Origin of the sequence: Nocardia sp. NPDC050408 (assembly GCF_044458905.1) — a bacterium.
Lineage (GTDB): Bacteria > Actinomycetota > Actinomycetes > Mycobacteriales > Mycobacteriaceae > Nocardia.
In genome coordinates, this window is record NZ_JBITIL010000006.1 from 11,713 (window position 1) to 31,814 (window position 20,102).

Here is a 20,102-nt window from a genome sequence, read left to right on the forward strand (position 1 = left end):
ATGGTCGACGCGAATGAGATCGCCATTGTCGGAATGTCGTGCCGGATGCCCGGCGCTTCCGATCTCGAGAGCTTCTGGCGGTTGTTGCGCGATGGGCGCGAGGCTATCGGCTCCGCTCCCGCAGACCGCCCGCGAATCGAGGAGAAGGCCGGATTCCTGGCTTCGGCATCGGAATTCGACGCCGACTTCTTCGGGGTGGCGCCGAATGAGGCGCGTGCGATCGATCCGCAGCAGCTGCTCGGTCTCGAGCTGAGCTGGGAGGCGCTCGAAGACGCGGGCTACCGCGATCGCGACGGTGCCCGCGCGGGAGTGTTCCTGGGCAGCACCGGAACCGATTTCGCCGAAATCGAGGCGTCGAGGGGTAAGTCCGGCGTCGGCAGGCATTCGTTGTCGGGCGTCGGGCGCGGCGTCGCCGCCAACCGGATTTCGAATTACTACGGGTTCACCGGTCCGAGCATCGTGGTGGACAGCGGGCAGTCCTCGTCGCTGGTCGCGGTGCACCTGGCGTGTGAATCGTTGCGCGGCGGCGAGTGTGATGTGGCCTTGGCGGGCGGGCTGAATCTCATCCTGTCGCCGCTGGGTGGTGAGCGCTACGAGCAGTTCGGCGCGCACTCACCGTCGGGACGGTGCTATACCTTCGATGAACGTGCGGACGGCACGGTTCGCGGCGAAGGCGGCGGCATCGTCGTACTCAAGCCGCTGGCGCGCGCGGTCGCCGATGGTGACCGGATCTACGCGGTGATCCGCGGCAGTGCTATCAACAGCGGCAATGAGCGTCAAGTGCTGAGCGCGCCCAGTGTGTCCGCGCAGACCGCGGTGATCAGGGCCGCGCTGGCGGCCGCCGATGTGGAACCCGCGTCGGTGGATTATGTGGAGCTGCACGGAACCGGTACACCCGCGGGCGATCCGGTGGAAGCGCGGGCCCTCGGCGAGATCTATGGCGCCGGGCGGTCCGGGAGCGCACCGCTGGCTGTCGGTTCGGTCAAGACGAATATCGGGCATCTGGAGGGTGCCGCCGGGATCGCCGGCCTGATCAAGACCGTGCTGAGCCTGCGGCATCGGGAACTGGCGCCCAGCTTGAACTTTCACACCGCCAATCCGCAGATTCCACTCGAAGCGCTGCGATTGCGGGTGCAGACCGCGACGGAGCACTGGCCGGGCGCGGCACAGCGCCGGGCGGGCGTGTCGTCGTTCGGAATGGGTGGCACGAACGCACATGTGATTCTGGAGGAGGCGCCGGCGCCGGTCGCGGGTGATGCGGGTGTGGCCGCCGCCGACCGCCCGGTGACCTGGGTGTTGTCCGGGCAGAGCTCGGAAGCGTTGCGGCAGCAGGCTGTTCGATTGCAGGAGTGGCTGGCCGGACATCCGGCCGGTGATGCCGCCGATGTGGCGTATTCGCTCATCCATTCGCGCACGGCGTTGGACTGGCGGGGCGCGGTGATCGGACACGACGCCGACGCGATGGGTGTCGCGCTGGCCGCACTGGCCGATCCGGCGGCGCAGACCTCGGATGAGGCTGCGGTGGTGTCGGGTCGTGTGGTGCCGCGTCGGGTGGCGTTTGTTTTTCCGGGGCAGGGGAGTCAGTGGGTGGGGATGGGTGCGGGGTTGTTGGCTGGGGGTGGGGTGTTTGCGGAGTCGGTGGCGGAGTGTGAGGTGGCGTTGGCGCCGTTTGTGGGTTGGTCTTTGAGCGCGGTGTTGCGGGGTGAGGCTGGGGTTGGGTCGTTGGATCGGGTGGATGTTGTTCAGCCGGTGTTGTTTGCGGTGATGGTGTCGTTGGCGCGGGTGTGGCGTGCGGCGGGTGTGGAGCCGTCGGTGGTGGTGGGGCATTCGCAGGGTGAGATCGCGGCGGCTGTGGTTGCGGGTGGGCTGTCGCTCTCGGATGGCGCGCGCATCGTGGCGGTGCGGTCGCGTGCCGTCGCCGAGGTGCTGGCGGGTTCGGGTGGTATGGCGTCGATCGGTTCTACGGCGGAGGTGGTTGCCCAGCGGTTGTCGGGTTTCGGGGGCCGGTTGTCGGTCGCGGCGGTCAATGGTCCCGGCCAGGTTGTGGTGTCGGGTGAGGCCGCGGCGTTGGACGAGTTTCTGGCGGGGTGTGCGGCCGATGGTGTGTGGGCCAGGCGGATTCCGGTGGATTACGCCTCGCATTCGGCGGCGGTGGAGGCCGTTCGCGACCGGGTGCTGGCGGAGCTGGAATCGGTTGTGCCGGTATCGGGTTCGGTGCCGTTCTTCTCGACTGTGACAGCGGATTTCATGGACACCGCCGAGCTGGACGCCGGGTACTGGTACCGGGGGCTGCGTGAGCACGTGCGCTTCGCCGACGCGATCGAGACGTTACTGGACTCGGGGACGAATGCGTTCGTGGAGACGAGCCCGCATCCTGTGGTGTCGACGGCGATCGAGCTGACGGCGGATTCGATGGGGCTGGCGGACCGGGTCGCGGTCGTCGGCACGCTGCGGCGCGACCACGGCGGCCGACAGCAGTTCGCCGCGGCCTTGGCACATGCCTACTGCGTGGGTATCGATGTAGCACCGGAACTGCTGGCCCCACCGGCACAGCGGGTGGAACTGCCGACGTATGCGTTCCAGCGGCGGCAGTGCTGGACGCTGGATGGCGTGGAGCCGCTTCCGGCTCCGCAGCGCACCGCGTCCCCGGTTCGAAGCAGGCGTGCCGTGGTGGAGGGCCCGCTGGCGCCGCGGTTGTTCGCCGCGGCCGAGCGTGACCGCGACGCGCTCGTGCTCGAGGTCGTGGCCGAACAGGCCGCGGCGGTGCTCGGCCATGATTCGGCCGATGCCGTCGCACCCGATCTGCCGTTCACCGCCGCCGGATTCGATTCGGTGAGCGGACAACAGCTTCGGAGCAACCTGGCATCGGCCACCGGTGTGCCGTTGCCCGCGACCCTGATCTTCGACCACCCGACGCCGATGGCGGTGGCGCGGCTGGTGCGTGCACATCTGGAAGGGATCGATCCCGATGTGCCACGAGTGACTCACCGGGCCGTCTCCGATGAGCCGATCGCCATCGTCGGTATCGGCTGCCGTTTCCCGGGTGGTGTCGGATCGGCCGATGATCTCTGGGAACTCGTCGCGGCGGGACGGGACGTGATCGCGCCGTTCCCATCGGATCGGGGCTGGGATCTGGAGCGGTTGTTCGATGCGGACCCGGATAAGCCGGGGACCGTGTACACCCAGGAGGGCGGCTTCCTCGATGACGCCGGCGGTTTCGATGCGAGCTTCTTCGGCGTGGGCCCGCGCGAGGCGGCGGCGATGGATCCGCAGCAGCGGCTGATGCTGGAGGTCTCCTGGGAGGCGCTCGAGGACGCGGGTATCGACCCCGCGTCGCTGCGCGGCAGCGATACCGGCGTCTACGTCGGCGCCTGCTCGTCGGGGTACGCGCCCGGGGTCGTCGGTGAATACGAAGGTTTCCGGCTGACCGGGACATCACACAGCGTGGTATCCGGCCGTGTCTCTTATGTTTTCGGTCTGGAAGGCCCGGCGGTCACGGTCGATACCGCGTGTTCGTCGTCGCTGGTCGCATTGCACCTGGCGTGCCAGGCATTGCGTCAGGGGGAAGCATCGCTGGCGCTGGCGGGCGGTGTGAGTGTGTCGGCGAGTCCGAGTCTGTACGTGGATTTCGCGCGACAGCGGGGGCTGGCGCCGGATGGGCGATCCAAGGCGTTCGCCGCCGCGGCCGACGGCGTGACGTGGTCCGAGGGCGTCGGGGTGCTCGTGGTCGAGCGGCTGTCGGACGCACAGCGGCTGGGGCACGACATTCTCGGCGTGGTGCGCGGCAGCGCGATCAATCAGGACGGTGCGAGCAATGGCCTGACCGCGCCGAACGGTCCATCGCAGGAGCGTGTGATCGCGCAGGCGCTGGCCAATGCCGGGCTCCGGGCATCGGATGTGGACGCGGTCGAAGCCCATGGCACCGGAACGGCATTGGGTGACCCGATCGAGGCGCAGGCATTGATCGCCACCTACGGGCAGGACCGGTCGGAGCCCTTGCGGATCGGGTCGGTGAAGTCGAATATCGGTCACGCGGTCGCCGCGGCCGGTATCGGTGGTGTCATCAAGATGGTGGCCGCCCTGCGGCACGAAACTCTGCCGCGAACGCTGCATGTCGATGCGCCGACGCCACACGTGGATTGGTCGGCAGGGTCGGTGCGATTGCTGACCGAGGCCGAGCGCTGGCCCATCTCCGATCGGGTGCGGCGTGCGGGTGTGTCGTCGTTCGGGATCAGCGGCACCAACGCGCATGTGATTCTCGAGGAAGCGCCGGCAGTCGTACCGTCGCCGGACGAAGACGCCGCCGCGGTGGCGACCGATGTGGTTCCTGTGCTGGTGTCGGCCAAGTCCGACGAGGCGTTGCGCGCACAGGCGGATCGGCTGCGGCAGTGGATGATCGACCGGCCCGATGCCAGTGTCGCCGATATCGCGTATTCCTCGGTCGAGACACGCGGACACTTCGATCGGCGCGGCGCGGTCGTGGGCCGCGACCGGGAACAGGTGCTGGCCGGTCTCGCCGCTCTCGCCTCGGGCGAGGCGGCGTCGGTCTTCGAGGGGCAGGTCATCCCGGGGAAGACGGCGTTCCTGTTCACCGGTCAGGGTGCGCAGCGAGCCGGGATGGGCGCGCAGTTGTACGGCGCGTTTCCGGTGTTCGCGTCGGCATTGGACCAGGTGTGCGCCCAGATCGATCCGCTGCTCGGCCGGTCGCTGAAAGACCTGATGTTCGATGAGGAGAACGCGGCGCTGCTGGACCTCACGGAGTTCACCCAGCCCGCGCTGTTCGCCTTCGAGGTGGCGCTGTTCCGGTTGGTGGAGTCCTTCGGTATGGCGCCGGATGTGCTGATCGGGCATTCGATCGGCGAGTTGGTGGCCGCCTGTGTGACGGGGGTGTGGTCGCTGGCGGATGCGTGCGCCCTGGTGGTGGCACGCGGGCGGCTGATGGGCGCGCTGCCCGAGGGCGGGGCGATGCTCGCGGTGGCGGTACCCGAGGATCGGGCAGCCGGGATGCTGACCGAGTTCCAGGGCCGGGTATCGATGGGCGCGGTGAACGGTCCGTCGTCGGTGGTGCTGTCCGGTGACGCCGCGGCGATAGCCGGGATCGAGGACAAGCTGGCCGGCGAAGGAGTCAAGACCTCCCGGTTGCGGGTCAGTCATGCGTTCCACTCGGCGTTGATCGAGCCGATGCTCGATGAATTCCGCAGTGTGGCAATGGGATTGACCTATCACGAGCCGGCCGTTCCGATCGTGTCGAATGTGTCGGGTGTCCTGGCCGGCGCCGAGGTGACCGATCCGGGTTACTGGGTCGACCAGGTGCGTGGCTGTGTCCGGTTCGCACCGGGTATCGAGACCGCGGTAGCGGCCGGGGTGCGGCGGTTCGTGGAGATCGGCCCCGATGCCGTGTTGTCCGCGATGACTCGACAGTGCCTGGCCGAGATCCCGGATGTGGAGGCCACATCGACGGTGGTCGCCGCGGCCCGGCGTGCGGCCGACGAGCCGACGCAATTCGTGTCCGCGCTGGCACAGGCCCATGTGGCAGGTATGAGTGTGGACTTGCGCCCGCTGTCGGCCGGTCGCGGTGCACAGCGGGTTTCGTTGCCCAGCTACGCCTTCCAGCATCGGCGGTACTGGCTGCAGCCTGTCGAAGCGGCAGCGGGCGACTCTGGGGGTCATCCGATTCTGACGGGTGTGACCGAGCTCGCCGATACCGACGAATGGTTGTTCACCGGCCGGTTCTCGTTGCGCACGCATCCATGGATCGCCGACCACATGGCCTACGGCGTCGTGGTGGTGCCGGGCGTGCTGTTGCTCGAGTTCCTGCTCGCCGCAGGTCGCGGGATCGGCTGCGAGGTGGTCGAGGAAGTCATGGTGCAGGCGCCGATCCGGCCCGGTGCGGACGCGGTCGATGTGCAGGTGCTGGTGCAGTCGGCCGATGAGTCCGGGCGGCGTTCGTTCGAATTCTTCTATCGGAATGCCTCCGATGGGGAGTGGGTGCGCAACGCCACGGGCGTGTTCGCGGCGGAGCCGGCCGACGATTCGGCGTTGGTGTCGCAGCTGCGGGACCAGGAGTGGCCACCGGCCGATGCCGAACGCGTGGACGTGGATCGGCTGACGCTTCCGGCACAGATCACCGAGGACACCGGACTCGAGTACGGTCCGGCGTTCATCGGTGTGCCGGCGGTATGGCAGCGTGGCGACACGGTCTTCTCGGAGGTCGTGCTGGACACCGACGCGGCACCGGAGTCCGGGCACGGTGTGCATCCGGCCTTGATGGAGCTGGTCGTGCATGCCGGACTGTCCCGCTTGGTTTTCCGGGCCGCGGAGCCCGACCCCGATTCCGGGTGGTTGCTGTTCCAGTGGGGCGGTGCGCGTTTTCATGCGCCGGTGCCCACAGAGGTGACGGAGCTGCGGGTCATGGCGGTGAAAGCCGGAGTGAACACCATCGCCGTCGCGGCCGTCGATACGAACGGCAATCCGATCCTGTCGATCGACGCCGTCATGATGCGTCGCAACGACGCCAAGGAATTCCGGCGCGGCTTGTCCGAGGACGCGGCCGGTCTGTACCAGGTGCACTGGGAGCCTGCCACGGCAGCGTCGGCCGGATCGCCGTCGCCGTCGATGGCCGTGCTCGCGGATTCGGCGGTACCGGGGATCGGCATGTCATTCGCTTCCGTCGCTGAACTCATTGCGGCGGAACAGCTTCCGGAAGTCGTGGTGTGGCGCGTCCCGGAACAGGCGGCGGATGGTCCGGCAGTGGTGCGGGCCGGGGTGCACAGCACGCTGGCCACGGTGAAATCCTGGCTTGCCGAGGAGCGACTGTCCGATGTCCGGATGGTGCTGCTCACCACCGGTGGGGCGGGGCTGCCCGGCGAGGTGCCGGATGTGGTGGCGGCCGCGGCGTGGGGGTTGGTCCGCAGTGCGCAGTCGGAGAATCCGGGGCGGTTCGTTCTCCTCGACGAGGATCCGGCCGAGCGGTCGGGCGCCGACCGGATCGCGGCGGTGCTGGCCTCGGGTGAGCCGCAGGCCGCGGTGCGGGGTGCGGGAGTTCTGGTTCCCAGGCTCACCCGGACATCGAAGGCCGACGAGGTGCGCGACGCCGGCGCGGCGCCGGCTTTCGGCGACGGCGCGGTCTTGATCACCGGTGGTACCGGTGGTCTCGGTGCGTTGTTCGCCCGGCACCTGGTCGCCGAATACGGCGTGCGCAGGTTGGTGCTGTCGTCGCGGCGGGGTCCCGAGGCGCCGGGGGCGTCCGAGCTCGTCGCCGAACTGGGCCGGGCGGGCGCCGATGCCCGCGTGGTCGCGTGTGATGTCGGCGACCGTGACGCGGTGCGAAACCTGTTGGACGCCATGGATTCCGACGGCGGTGTGACCGCTGTGGTGCATACGGCGGGTGTTATCGACGACGGCACCGTGGAGTCGCTGACCAGTGAACAGGTGGACCGGGTGCTGGCGCCGAAGGTGTACGGGGCGTGGTATCTGGACGAGCTGACTCGTGACCGCGATATGTCGGCGTTCGTGGTCTTCTCGTCGATGGCGGGGGTGCTGGGTTCGGCCGGGCAGGGCAATTACGCCGCGGCCAACGCTTTCCTGGACGGTCTGGTGCAGCGACGCCGCGCGGCGGGCTCGGCTGCGGTGTCGCTGGCATGGGGGCCGTGGAACTCCGGCAGCGGCATGACCGGGGAACTGGACAGCACCGCACTCGCACGATGGGAGCGGCTGGGGCTGGGCCGGCTCGGTGATGCCGAGGGCCTGCGGTTGTTCGACGAAGCGGTCGCCGGTTCGCAGGAGCGTCCGGCCGCGATCCGGTTCGACCCGAGCGTATTGCGGCGCGTGTCGGATCCCGATGCGGTTCCGGCCGTTTTGCGCGGTTTCGTACCGCGTTCGATGCGCCCGGCGAAGGCTGCGGGAAAGCCCGCGGCCGGTGCGCTGGCCGAGCGGTTGGCCCAGGTGCCCGAGGCCCGGCGTGCCGACGTGGTGTCGGAGGTGGTGCTGGCGCAGGCGGCGGCGGTGCTGGGACATGATTCGGCGGCCGATATCCGGCCCGATCGGCGCTTCGACGAGATCGGTTTCGATTCGCTGGGTGGCGTGGAATTCCGGAACCGGCTGAACAAGGCCACCGGTATTCAGCTGCCGTCGACTCTGGTGTTCGATTATCCGACCCCCGCGGCGGTGGCGAAACTGGTGTTGTCGAAGGTGGAGCCGAAAGCCGCGAGCGAACCGGTCAAGAAGGTGGCCCGCCGGACCCGGACCGACGAGCCGATTGCCATCGTGGGGATGGGCTGCCGGTTCCCCGGCGGTGTGACGTCGCCGGATGAGTTGTGGGACCTTCTCGCCGGGGGAATCGACGCGACCAGTGAGTACCCGTCGGATCGCGGATGGGATCTGGAGCGGCTGTTCGACGAGGACCCGGACAAGCCGGGCACCGTGTACAGCCGTCGTGCCGGATTCCTCGACGGCGCCGGTGATTTCGATGCCGGCTTCTTCGGAATCAGTCCGCGCGAGGCATCGGCGATGGACCCGCAACAGCGTCATTTGCTCGAATCGTCCTGGGAAGCATTGGAAAACGCGGGAATCGACCCGGCCGCGTTGCGCGGCACCGATGCCGGCGTGTTCGTGGGGGCGTGCTACTCGGGCTATTTCAACCGGGTCACCCCCGAGTTCGAGGGCCATCGGCTCACCGGCACGCAGGGCAGTGTGACGTCGGGACGGCTGTCGTATGTCTTCGGTATCGAAGGACCTTCGGTCACCGTGGACACCGCGTGCTCCTCGTCGCTGGTCGCCTTGCATCTGGCCTGTCAGGCGCTGCGGCAGGGAGAGACCTCGCTGGCCTTGACGGGCGGTGCGACCATCTACGCCGATCCCTATCTCTCCATCGATTTCGCAAGGCAGCGCGGCATATCGCGTGAGGGTCGTTGCAAGTCGTTCGCTGCCACGGCAGATGGCACGGCATTCTCCGAGGGCGTCGGCATGCTCGTGCTCGAGCGCCTGTCGGACGCGCAGCGCGCGGGTCACCCCGTGCTGGCGGTGGTCCGGGGCAGCGCGATCAACCAGGACGGGGCGAGTAACGGTTTGTCGGCGCCGAATGGTCCTTCGCAGGAGCGGGTGATCACCACGGCGTTGGCGAACGCGGGGCTGGAGCCGACCGATATCGATGCGGTGGAGGCACACGGGACGGGAACGCCGCTGGGTGATCCGATCGAGGCGCAGGCCCTGATCGGAACCTACGGGCAGGGGCGATCGAGTGGGCCGCTGTGGCTCGGGTCGTTGAAGTCGAATATCGGGCATACCACGGCCGCGGCGGGTGTGGGCGGTGTCATGAAGATGGTGCTGGCGTTGCGGCACGAGACGCTGCCGAAAACCCTGCACGTGGACGAGCCGAGCCCGAAGGTGGACTGGTCGGCCGGCGAGGTGGAGTTGCTGACCGAGTCGCGGCCGTGGCCGCGCAACGGGCGTGCTCGTCGCGCGGGCGTGTCGTCGTTCGGTGTCAGCGGCACCAACGCCCACGCCATCCTGGAGGAGGCGCCGCTCCCGACTCGCGCCGAATCTCCCATTGCCGCACAAGATTCGGGTCCAGCCGATTCGGATGCCATGTCGTGGATGTTGTCGGCGGTGAGTCCGGAGGCATTGCGGCAGCAGGCTGTTCGGCTCGAGCAGTGGTTGCGCACGCACCCGGATACCGACGCGGCCGATGTGGCGCATTCATTGCTGCGTCACCGGTCGCAGTTGGATTGGCGCAGTGCGGTTGTCGGTCGCGATCGCGACGGATTGATGGCGGGCCTGGCCGGATTGATCGAGTCGGAGGCACTGTCGCCCGAGGGGCCCGTCGAGGTGGTGTCGGGTCGTGTGGTGCCGCGTCGGGTGGCGTTTGTTTTTCCGGGGCAGGGGAGTCAGTGGGTGGGGATGGGTGCGGGGTTGTTGGCTGGGGGTGGGGTGTTTGCGGAGTCGGTGGCGGAGTGTGAGGTGGCGTTGGCGCCGTTTGTGGGTTGGTCTTTGAGCGCGGTGTTGCGGGGTGAGGCTGGGGTTGGGTCGTTGGATCGGGTGGATGTTGTTCAGCCGGTGTTGTTTGCGGTGATGGTGTCGTTGGCGCGGGTGTGGCGTGCGGCGGGTGTGGAGCCGTCGGTGGTGGTGGGGCATTCGCAGGGTGAGATCGCGGCGGCTGTGGTTGCGGGTGGGCTGTCGCTGTCGGATGGCGCCCGGGTCGTCGCGCTTCGTTCTCTCGTTGTGGCACAAGACCTTGCGGGTCACGGCGGTATGGCCTCGGTGAGCGCGGCCGCCGAGGTGGCTGCCGAGCGGTTGGCGGGTTTCGGCGGCCGGCTGTCGGTGGCAGCGGTCAACGGTCCGGGCCAGATCGTGGTTTCCGGTGAAGTGTCGGCCCTCGAGGAATTCCTGGCGGGGTGTGCGGCCGATGGTGTGTGGGCCAAGCGGATTCCGGTGGATTACGCCTCGCATTCGGCGGCGGTGGAGGTCGTTCGCGACCGGGTGCTGGCGGAGCTGGAATCGGTTGTGCCGGTATCGGGTTCGGTGCCGTTCTTCTCGACGGTATCCGGCGATTACGTGGACACGGCGACCTTGGATGCCGGGTATTGGTATCGGGGGCTGCGTGAACAGGTCAGGTTCGCGGAGTCGGTGGCGGCGTTGCAGCGTGCGGGGACGAATGCCTTTATCGAGGTGAGCCCGCATCCGGTGCTGACGATGGGGATCGAGGCGACGGCGGGAGAGCTGGGTCTGGCCGATCGGGTGGCCGTGCTGAGCACGCTGAAGCGTGATCAGGGTGATCCGCTGCAGGTCACCACCGCGTTGGCGCAGGCCTACTGTGCCGGCGTCGACGTGGCGGCCGACGCGTTGGCTCCGGTCGTGACACGGGCGCTCGGTACGCTCCGACCCGTCGCTCGGGTGGATCTGCCGACGTACGCCTTCCAGCACAAGCGGTACTGGTTGCAGCCGAGCGCCGCCCGGGATGTGTACCAGTCGGGGCTGGGCGAGGCGAAGCATCCGCTGCTGGGTGCGGCGGTCTGGATGCCGGACTCCGAAGCGGTGGTGTTGACCGGGCGCCTGTCGCTGGCGGATCACCCGTGGCTGGCCGATCACGCGATCAACGGAGCGGCCCTGCTGCCGGGGACGGCCTTCGTCGAATTGGCGTTGCATGCCGGGACGATGGTCGGCTGTCCCCGGCTGGCCGAGCTGGTCGTGGCCGCGCCACTGGTCCTACCGGCCGATGGCGCCGTTGAACTTCGGGTGATGGCGGCCGCACCCGATGATGCGGGAGCACGAGCCGTATCGGTGTATTCGCGCCCGCAGAGCGACGGCGAATCGGACCAGGACGGCCCGGGATCGTCCGGCGCACCGCGCTCGGAATGGGTACGCCATGCCACGGGAACCGTTGTCGCCTCGCAGCTTTCGGCTCCCGAACCGATCGGGGCCGATGCGGCGAGCTGGCCGCCCGTCGGAGCGCTGCCGGTACACATCGGCGATGCGTACGCCGAGTTGGCCGAGCGCGGCTACGACTACGGGGCGATGTTCCAGGGGCTGACCGCTTTGTGGCGCCGTGGCGACGAACTCTTCGCGGAGGTCGCGCTGCCGGAGCAGGCACAGTCGGCGGATCGGTTCGGGGTGCATCCGGCACTGCTGGACGCGGCACTGCACACGATCGGCCTCGGTGGGATGAGTGCGCCTGCCGCGCCCGGTGAGATCCTCGTGCCCTATTCGTGGGAGAACGTGACCGTGGACGCGGTAGGTGCCGCGTCGGCCCGTGTTCGAGTGGCGCCGGCCGGGACCGACCCGCAGGACCAGCGAATCACCCTCACGCTCACCGACTCTCAGGGCGCAAAGATCGCCGAGATCGCGGCGTTGACCCTGCGTCCGATCCAGATCGGCGCGGTGGGCGCGGCGGCGCCCGACGGTACCTACCGTCTGCGCTGGGTTCCGTTGCCCGCGCCGAATCCGGACGACGTGGCCGCGGCCACGCGGTGGGCGAGCACGGACGACGGCGAGACGGTGACCGTTGACGGCCGGCCCGCGACGGTGATTCGACTCGATGGTCTCGTGGCCGGCGCCACGGCGGCAGCGGACACGGACGTGCCCGATGCGGTGCAGAGTCGGCTGGCCGAGGTCGTGGCGCGCGGCAAGGAGCTGCTGGCCCAGGATCAGCGCATCGTCGTGGTCACCCGAGGTGCGGTCGCGACGGCCGCGGGCGAGCCCGTGGATCTCGTCGGCGCGGCGGTCTGGGGCCTGCTGCGCAGCGGACAGAACGAGCATCCCGACCGGATCACCGTTGTGGACGTGGACCGCTGGGACGACTGTCGCGATGCCGTTGCCACGGCCTTGGCCTCGGCGGACGAGCCCCAGGTCGCGGTGCGCGCCGGCGTTCCCTACGTGCCGCGGCTGACATCCGACCGCGGCGACGTGGTGGGAAGCGGTGACGCGCTGCGGGCCCCGGCGTGGGCGTTGCGTCAGCTCGGCAAGGGCTCCTTGACCGGTGACAACTTCGCTCTGGTCGAAACCCGCACTGCCGTGCAGGAGCTCGGGCCCGGTCAGGTTCGGGTGGGTCTGCGCGCCTCGGGCGTCAACTTCCGGGACGCACTGATCACCTTGGGTATGTATCCGAACCCGGACGCCACCATCGGCATGGAGGGTGCGGGCGTGGTACTGGAGGTGGCGCCGGACGTCACCGAATTCGCCATCGGCGACCGGGTTTTCGGGATGATCGAGGGCATCGGTTCGGTCGTTGTGACCGACAGCAGGCGGCTGGCTCCGATACCGCGGGGATGGTCGTTCGCACAGGCGGCCGCCGTGCCCGTGGTGTTCATTACCGCGTACTACAGCCTCGTCGATCTCGCCGACGCCCGGCCGGGGGAGACGTTGCTGCTGCATGTCGCCACCGGCGGTGTCGGCACGGCCGCTGTGCAACTGGCGCGTCATCTCGGTCTGCGGCTGCTGGTCACCGCCGACCCTTCCAAATGGGATGTGCTGCGCGGCATGGGATTCGACGATGCGGTCATCGGTGACTCGCGCACCCTCGAATTCGAGCGGAAGTTCCTCGAGGTCACCGGCGGCAGTGGTGCAGACATCGTGCTCGATTCGCTGGAAGGCGAATTCGTCGACGCCTCACTGAGATTGCTGCCACGCGGTGGCCGCTTCCTCGAGATGGTGGCTACCGATCGGCGCGATCCCGGCGAGGTCGCCGAGCAGCACCCGGGCGTGCACTACCGCTACTTCCATCTCGACGAGATCGGGCTCGATCGATTGCGCGAGATCATGAGTGCCCTGATCGAATTGATCGATACGGGGGTACTGGCACCGCCTCCGATCACCGGATGGGATCTGCGGCAGGCGCCGGAGGCGTTCCGGTTCGTGGGCGAGGGCAAGCATATCGGCCGCAACGTGCTCACCATTCCGACCCCGCTGCGCCCCGACGGCACCGTGCTGATCACCGGCGGTACCGGTGTTCTGGGTGCGATGGCGGCCCGCCATCTCGTCGTCGAGCACGGTGTGCGGCGGCTGGTGCTCGCGAGCAGGCGCGGTCCCGCCGCCGACGGTGCCGCCGGCCTGGCGGAGGAATTGACGGCGCTGGGCGCACAGGTGGAGGTGGTCGCCTGCGATGTGGCCGACCGGGAGGCGCTCGACAAGCTGCTGGCGAGTATTGCACCGGAGCACCCGCTCACCGGCGTCGTCCACACGGCGGGTGCGCTGGCCGACGGTCTGCTCGCCGACATGACCCCGCAGCAGCTCGCGACGACGCTGCGCCCGAAGGTCGACGCGGCATGGAATCTGCACGAGGCGACCGAGGATCTGGATCTGTCGCAGTTCGTGCTCTATTCCTCGGTCGCGGGCGTGATCGGCACTCGGGGACAAGCGAATTACGCCGCCGCCAACGTCTTCCTCGATGCGCTGGCACACCACCGGCACCTGAGCGGTCTGCCCGCGACATCGGTGGCATGGGGTCTGTGGCAACAGCGCAGCGGGCTGACCGATGCTCTCGGCGAGGCCGACCTGGCCCGGTTGCGGCGGGAGGGAATCGTCGCGCTGGGCGAACAGGACGGGCTGGCGCTGTTCGACGCGGCACTGGTGGATCAGGAGTCCGCGCTGGTTGCCGCGCGGTTCGACCGGACCGCGCTGCCCGACCCGGTCCCCGCGATACTGCGGGGTCTGGTGCGACATTCGGAGCGGAATACGGTGAGCGACAAGCGCTCGCGTGGCTTCGAGCTGGGCCTGATACCGGAAGCCGAACGGGAGCAGGCCGTCGTGGACTTCGTTCTCGAACAGGTGGCGGCCGTACTGGGCTACTCGTCGGCCGCAGATATCGAGCCGGACAGGGGATTCGACGAGATCGGGCTCGACTCGCTGTCGGGTGTGGAGCTTCGCAACCGGCTGTCGAAAGCCACCGGCCTCCAGATTCCGGTGACGCTCGTCTTCGACTACCCGACCGCCCCCGAACTGGGCGGTTATCTGTACGAGCGATTGGCCCCGGCGGTGGCCGTCTCGCCGGCTGCGGCCGGCACCACATCCGACGACATCGCCCATCTGGCGGCGATGGTCGATCGGGTCCTGGCCGCGGCGGGAGACGACGACGCCACGGTCACCGCACTGCTCGGTATCGGCGACCGGCTTCGGTCCCACCTGGGCGGGAGGTGGCGCGGCGATGAGGACGAATACGCCGACCTCGCCACACATTCCCCCGACGAGCTGTTCGATCTGATTGATGAGGAGTTCGGTCGCTCATGAGCAACGAGGAAAAGCTCACCCGGTATCTGCGCAAAGTCACCGGGGACCTGCGAACCGCCAATAAGCGCATCCAGGAATTAGAAGAGGGTGCGCGCGAGCCGATCGCGATCGTCGGGATGAGCTGCCGCTTTCCCGGCGGCGTGGAATCCCCCGCGCAGTTGTGGGATCTGGTGGCCTCCGGTGCCGACGCGGTCGGCGGCTTTCCCGTCGACCGCGGGTGGGATCTGGACACACTCTTCGACCCCGATCCCGGTGTGCCCGGGACGATCTATACGCGTGAGGGTGGGTTCATCCATTCGGCGCCCGAATTCGACGCGGGCTTCTTCGGGATCGGCCCACGCGAGGCCGCCTCGATGGATCCACAACAGCGTCTGACGCTTGAGGCTTCCTGGGAAGCTCTCGAGGATGCGGGCATCGACCCGAAGTCGTTGCGAGGCAGCGACACCGGCGTCTTCGCCGGTGTCTTCCACCAGAACTACGGCCCTCGCATCGGCTCCCCGGCGCTGACGGCGGAGGCCGAAGGTCATGCCGTTCTAGGCGTGTCGAGCTGTGTGCTGTCCGGCCGGGTCTCCTACCTGTTCGGTTTCAAGGGCCCCACGTTGTCCGTGGACACCGCGTGCTCGTCGTCGCTGGTGGCATTGCATCTGGCGTGCCAGGCGCTGCGGCGGGGCGAGACGTCGCTGGCTCTGGTGAGCGGTGTGACCGTGATGTCGGACCCGTCCCATCTGATCGCCTTCGCGCGTCAGCGAGCGCTGTCGGCGGATGCGCGGTGCAAGGCGTTTGCGGCAGCCGCGGACGGGACCGGTCTCTCGGAGGGGCTCGGGATCCTGGTCGTCGAACGGCTCTCGGACGCACGGCGATTGGGTCACGACGTGCTCGCGCTGGTGCGCGGGACGGCGATCAACCAGGACGGTGCGAGCAAGGGGCTGACCGCGCCGAACGGTCCGGCGCAGGAACGGGTGATCGCGGCGGCGCTGGCGAATGCGGGCCTCGCACCGTCGGATGTGGACGTGGTGGAGGCGCACGGGACGGGCACCAAGCTGGGTGATCCGATCGAGGCGGGTGCGCTGATGTCGGTCTACGGTGCGCGGGGTGAGCGTGGGCCGCTGCGTTTGGGGTCGCTCAAGTCGAATATCGGTCATACCAATGCCGCCGCGGGTGTCGCCGGTGTGATCAAGATGGTCGAAGCGATGCGCCACGGTGTGCTGCCGAAGACGCTGCATGTGGATGCGCCCACGCCGCACGTGGATTGGTCCGCGGGCACGATGCGGTTGCTGACGGAGGCCGAGCCGTGGCCCGCGAGCGGGCAGGTGCGGCGTGCGGGTGTGTCGTCGTTCGGAATCAGCGGCACCAACGCTCATGTGATCCTGGAGGAAGCCCCTGCCGATCCGGAGGCCGCCGAGTCGGCGGGCGAATCCGAGCAGGTGGTCACGGCCGAGCCCGTGGCGTCGGATGTCGTCGCGCTGATGATCTCGGCCAAATCCGAGGCAGCGCTGCGAACCCAGGCGAACCGGCTGCGACAGTGGTTGCTCGACGACCCCGATGCGGATGCCTGGGATGTGGCGCATTCGCTGGCGACCTCCCGGGCGCTGCTGGACTGGCGCGGTGTGGCGGTGGGGCGTGACCAGGAGGAACTGCTCGCCGGTCTGGCCGATCTCGCGGCCGGTTCGCCCGGCGCGATCGAAGGCCGCACGGGTGCGGGCACAACCGCTTTCCTGTTCACCGGCCAGGGCGCTCAGCGCGCGGGTATGGGCAAGAGCCTGTACACGGCCTTTCCGGTGTTCGCGGCGGCGTTGGACGAGGTGTGCGCACAGTTCGACCTCGCGTCGGGACGGCGGCTGAAAGACCTGATGTTCGGCGACTCCGCCGAGGTGCTGGCGCGCACCGAAAACACCCAGCCGGCGTTGTTCGCCTTCGAGGTGGCGATGTTCCGGCTGCTCGAATCCTTCGGTATCGCCCCGGATGTGCTGCTCGGGCATTCCATCGGTGAACTGGTCGCCGCGTATGTGGCCGGGGTGTGGTCGTTGCAGGACGCCTGCGCTCTGGTCGCCGCGCGCGGCAGGCTGATGGGCGCGCTGCCCGAAGGCGGCGCGATGCTGGCCGTCGCCGTCGGGGAGGAGCGGGCCGCCGAACTGATCGCCGAGCACGCCGGAAGAGTCTCGATCGCGGCCGTGAACGCCCCCTCCTCGGCAGTGTTGTCCGGGGATCTGGAGGCCATCGAGGCGATCGAGTCCGCGTTGTCGGGTACCGGCGTCAAGACCAACCGGCTCGACGTTTCCCACGCTTTCCACTCCGCCCTCATGGAGCCGATGCTGGCCGAATTCCGTTCGGTGGCACGAAGTATCGCGTATCGATCGCCGCGCCTCGCGATCGTGTCGAACGAAACCGGAGAGCTCGCCGGGGACGCGGTGACCGATCCGGAGTATTGGGTTCGGCAGGTGCGGGGGTGTGTGCGGTTCGCTCCGGGAGTGGACACCCTCGTCTCGGCGGGTGCGCGGCGATTCGTGGAGGTGGGCCCGGATGCGGTGCTTGCGGCGATGACGCGTACGACCGTGGCCGAGAATGCCGAGGTCGAATCGGTGTCGCGGATCGTGGCGGCGGCGCGCCGATCCGTCGACGAGGTGTCGCAGTTCGTCACCGCACTGGCGCAGATCCACGTCGCGGGTGCGCGGGTGGAATGGGCGTCGCTGTTCGCGGGGCGAGCGGTGCGCCGGGTCGCTTTGCCGACCTACGGATTTCAGCGTCGCCGGTTCTGGTTGCAGCCCAGTACCGATGCGGCGGCGTCGGCGGATCATCCGATCCTGACCGGTGTGGTCGGCGTGGCAGGGACCGACGAGTGGCTGTTCACCGGCCGGTTCTCGGTGCGTACGCATCCGTGGATCGCCGATCACATGGCCCATGGTGTCGTGGTGGTTCCGGGCGTGTTGCTGCTCGAATTCCTGCTCGCCGCCGGCGGGCGGATCGATTGCGAGGTGGTCGAGGAGATCATCGTGCAGGCGCCGATCCGTCCCGGTGACGACGAGATCGAAGTGCAGGTCCTGGTCGCGGCCGCAGACGAGTCCGGGCGGCGTTCGTTCGAGTTCTTCTACCGCAGGCCGTCCGGCGACGAATGGGTGCGCAATGCGACCGGTTTCCTCGCGCCACGGTGGAATGGCGACTCGGACTTGGTATCCCGGCTCGGTGAGCAGGCGTGGCCGCCGGCCGATGCCGAACTCGTCGATGTCGACCGGGTGGCACTTGCCGAGCAGATCGCGAAAGATACCGGGCTCCACTACGGTCCGGCGTTCATCGGCGTGAATGCGGTGTGGCAGCGTGGCGACACGGTTTTTTCCGAGGCGACGCTGAATACCGACGCGGTATCGGAATCCGGTCGCCACGACCTGCATCCGGCGCTGTTGGAGCTGGTGATGCATGCCGGACTCTCGCAATCCATATTCCGTTTCGCGGAGTCCGATCCGAAGACCGGTTGGCTGCTGTTCCGGTGGGGCGGTGCGCGTCTCCACCGGCCGATGCCCGCGGAAGTGACAGCCCTGCGGATCATCTCGGAGAAGACCGGCGCGGATACGGTGTCGGTCGCGGCAGTCGATCCGGAGGGCAGGCCGATCGTATCGGTTGATTCGGTGCTGCTGCGTCCGTACGACGTCGAGGAGTTCCGGCGCGGTCTGTCCGATGATCAGGACGCCGGTCTGTATCGGGTGGGCTGGGAGACCACGGCCCCGCCTCCGGTCCCAGGCTCTATGCCGGCGTCGGCCGTCCTCGCGGACACGGTGGTGCCGGGAATCGCGGCATCACCCAGGTCCATTGCCGATATCGTTGCCGCGGAACATGTTCCGGATATCGTCGTCTGGCGTCCGGCGATCGCCCGAGAGGTCGTCGACGATCCGGGTGTGGTGCGGGCACGGGTGCACAGCACACTGGCCGTGCTCGGGACATGGCTCGCCGAAGAACGCCTGTCGGGTGCCTCGCTGGTGGTGGTGACCACGGGTGGTGTCGGTCTTCCCGGCGAGGACGCTGCCGTGGATGTGGCAGCCGCCGCGGTGTGGGGGTTGGTCCGCAGCGCACAGACGGAGAATCCGGGGCGGTTCATACTCCTCGACGAAGACCCGGCCGAAGCGGTGGACGCCGATCGGATCGCGGCTGTGCTGGCCTCGGGTGAGCCGCAGGTCGCGGTGCGCGACACCAGGATTCTGGTTCCCCGGCTGACCCGCACCGGCACCGAGGTTCGGAAAGACAATCCCCTGTCGCTGTGGTCGGGTGCGGGGACGGTGCTGATCACCGGTGGCACAGGTGGTCTGGGCGCGGAGTTTGCCCGGCACCTGGTCACCGAGCACGGTGTGCGCAGGCTGGTGCTGACCTCCCGGCGCGGCCCGCAGGCGCCCGGCGCGGACGAGCTGGTCGCCGAATTGGCGCGGGCCGGCGCCGACGCGCGCGTCGTGGCCTGCGACGTCACCGATCGTGACGCGGTGCGGAACGTGTTGGACGCCATGGACTCCGATGGTGGGGTGACCGCCGTGGTGCATATGGCCGGGGTTGTCGACGATGGCACCCTCCAATCGCTGACCGCCGAGCAGGTGGATCGGGTGCTGGCGCCGAAGGTCGACGGAGCGTGGTACCTGGACGAGTGGACGCGCGGCCGAGATCTGTCGGCATTCGTGGTGTTCTCCTCGATCGCGGGAGTGCTGGGTTCGGCCGGACAGGGCAATTACGCCGCGGCGAACGGATTCCTGGATGGCCTGGTCCGCCTGCGTCGAGCCGCGGGGTTGCCCGCCATATCGCTGGCGTGGGGACCGTGGCACGCCGGCAGCGGGATGGCCGGCGAGGTGGACGGTGCGGCGTTGGCGCGGTTGGGCCGGTGGGGGCTCGGGCAACTCGAGAATGCCGACGGTGTGCGCCTTTTCGATGCCGCTCTCGCGGTCGCGAGCGACGATGGGCGGCTGGCTCCGCTGCGGTTCGACCCGAGTGTGCTGCGGCGCGTCTCGGATCCCGTGGGGATCCCCGCGGTGCTGAGCGGGTTCGTGCGGCGTCCGCTGCCGGCCGCGAGCCGGTCGGAGGCGAGTTTCGCGGCGGGTTCGCTGGGTGAGCGGTTGGCGCGGGTGCCGCACGCGCAGCGCGGCGACGTGGTGCTGGAGATGGTGCTGGGGCAGGCCGCGGCCGTGCTGGGACACGATTCGGCGGCCGATATCCGGCCTGATCAACCTTTCGACGAGATCGGTTTCGATTCGCTGGGGGCGGTGGAGTTCCGCAACCGGTTGGTCAAGGTCACGGGGTTGCGGTTGGCGTCGACCCTGGTGTTCGATCATCCGACTCCCGCCGCGGTGGCGAAACACGTGCTGTCGAGGCACGAGCCGAAGACGACGGGCGGACCGGGCAAGAAGGTCGCGCGC

General features: G+C 68.7%; 2 protein-coding genes (1 of these 2 running past the window's edge). Both read left to right on the forward strand.

Annotated elements, in window-relative coordinates:
- Complete coding sequence (locus tag ACIBJI_RS19770; RefSeq protein ID WP_397085151.1) at positions 1 to 14,718, forward strand: SDR family NAD(P)-dependent oxidoreductase; 14,718 nt, start codon at positions 1 to 3, stop codon at positions 14,716 to 14,718.
- Positions 14,715 to 20,102: the 5' portion of a type I polyketide synthase gene (locus ACIBJI_RS19775; RefSeq protein WP_397085153.1), read on the forward strand. It continues 5,481 nt past the right edge of the window; only the first 5,388 of its 10,869 coding nucleotides appear in the window; its start codon is at positions 14,715 to 14,717; its stop codon lies beyond the right edge, outside the window. Before ACIBJI_RS19770 ends, ACIBJI_RS19775 begins: the two co-directional genes overlap by 4 nt.

What these genes read in the sequence shown, in the direction of transcription:
- ACIBJI_RS19770 (WP_397085151.1), top strand. Translation starts at nt 1, where the DNA reads ATGGTCGACGCGAATGAGATCGCCATTGTCGGAATGTCGTGCCGGATG.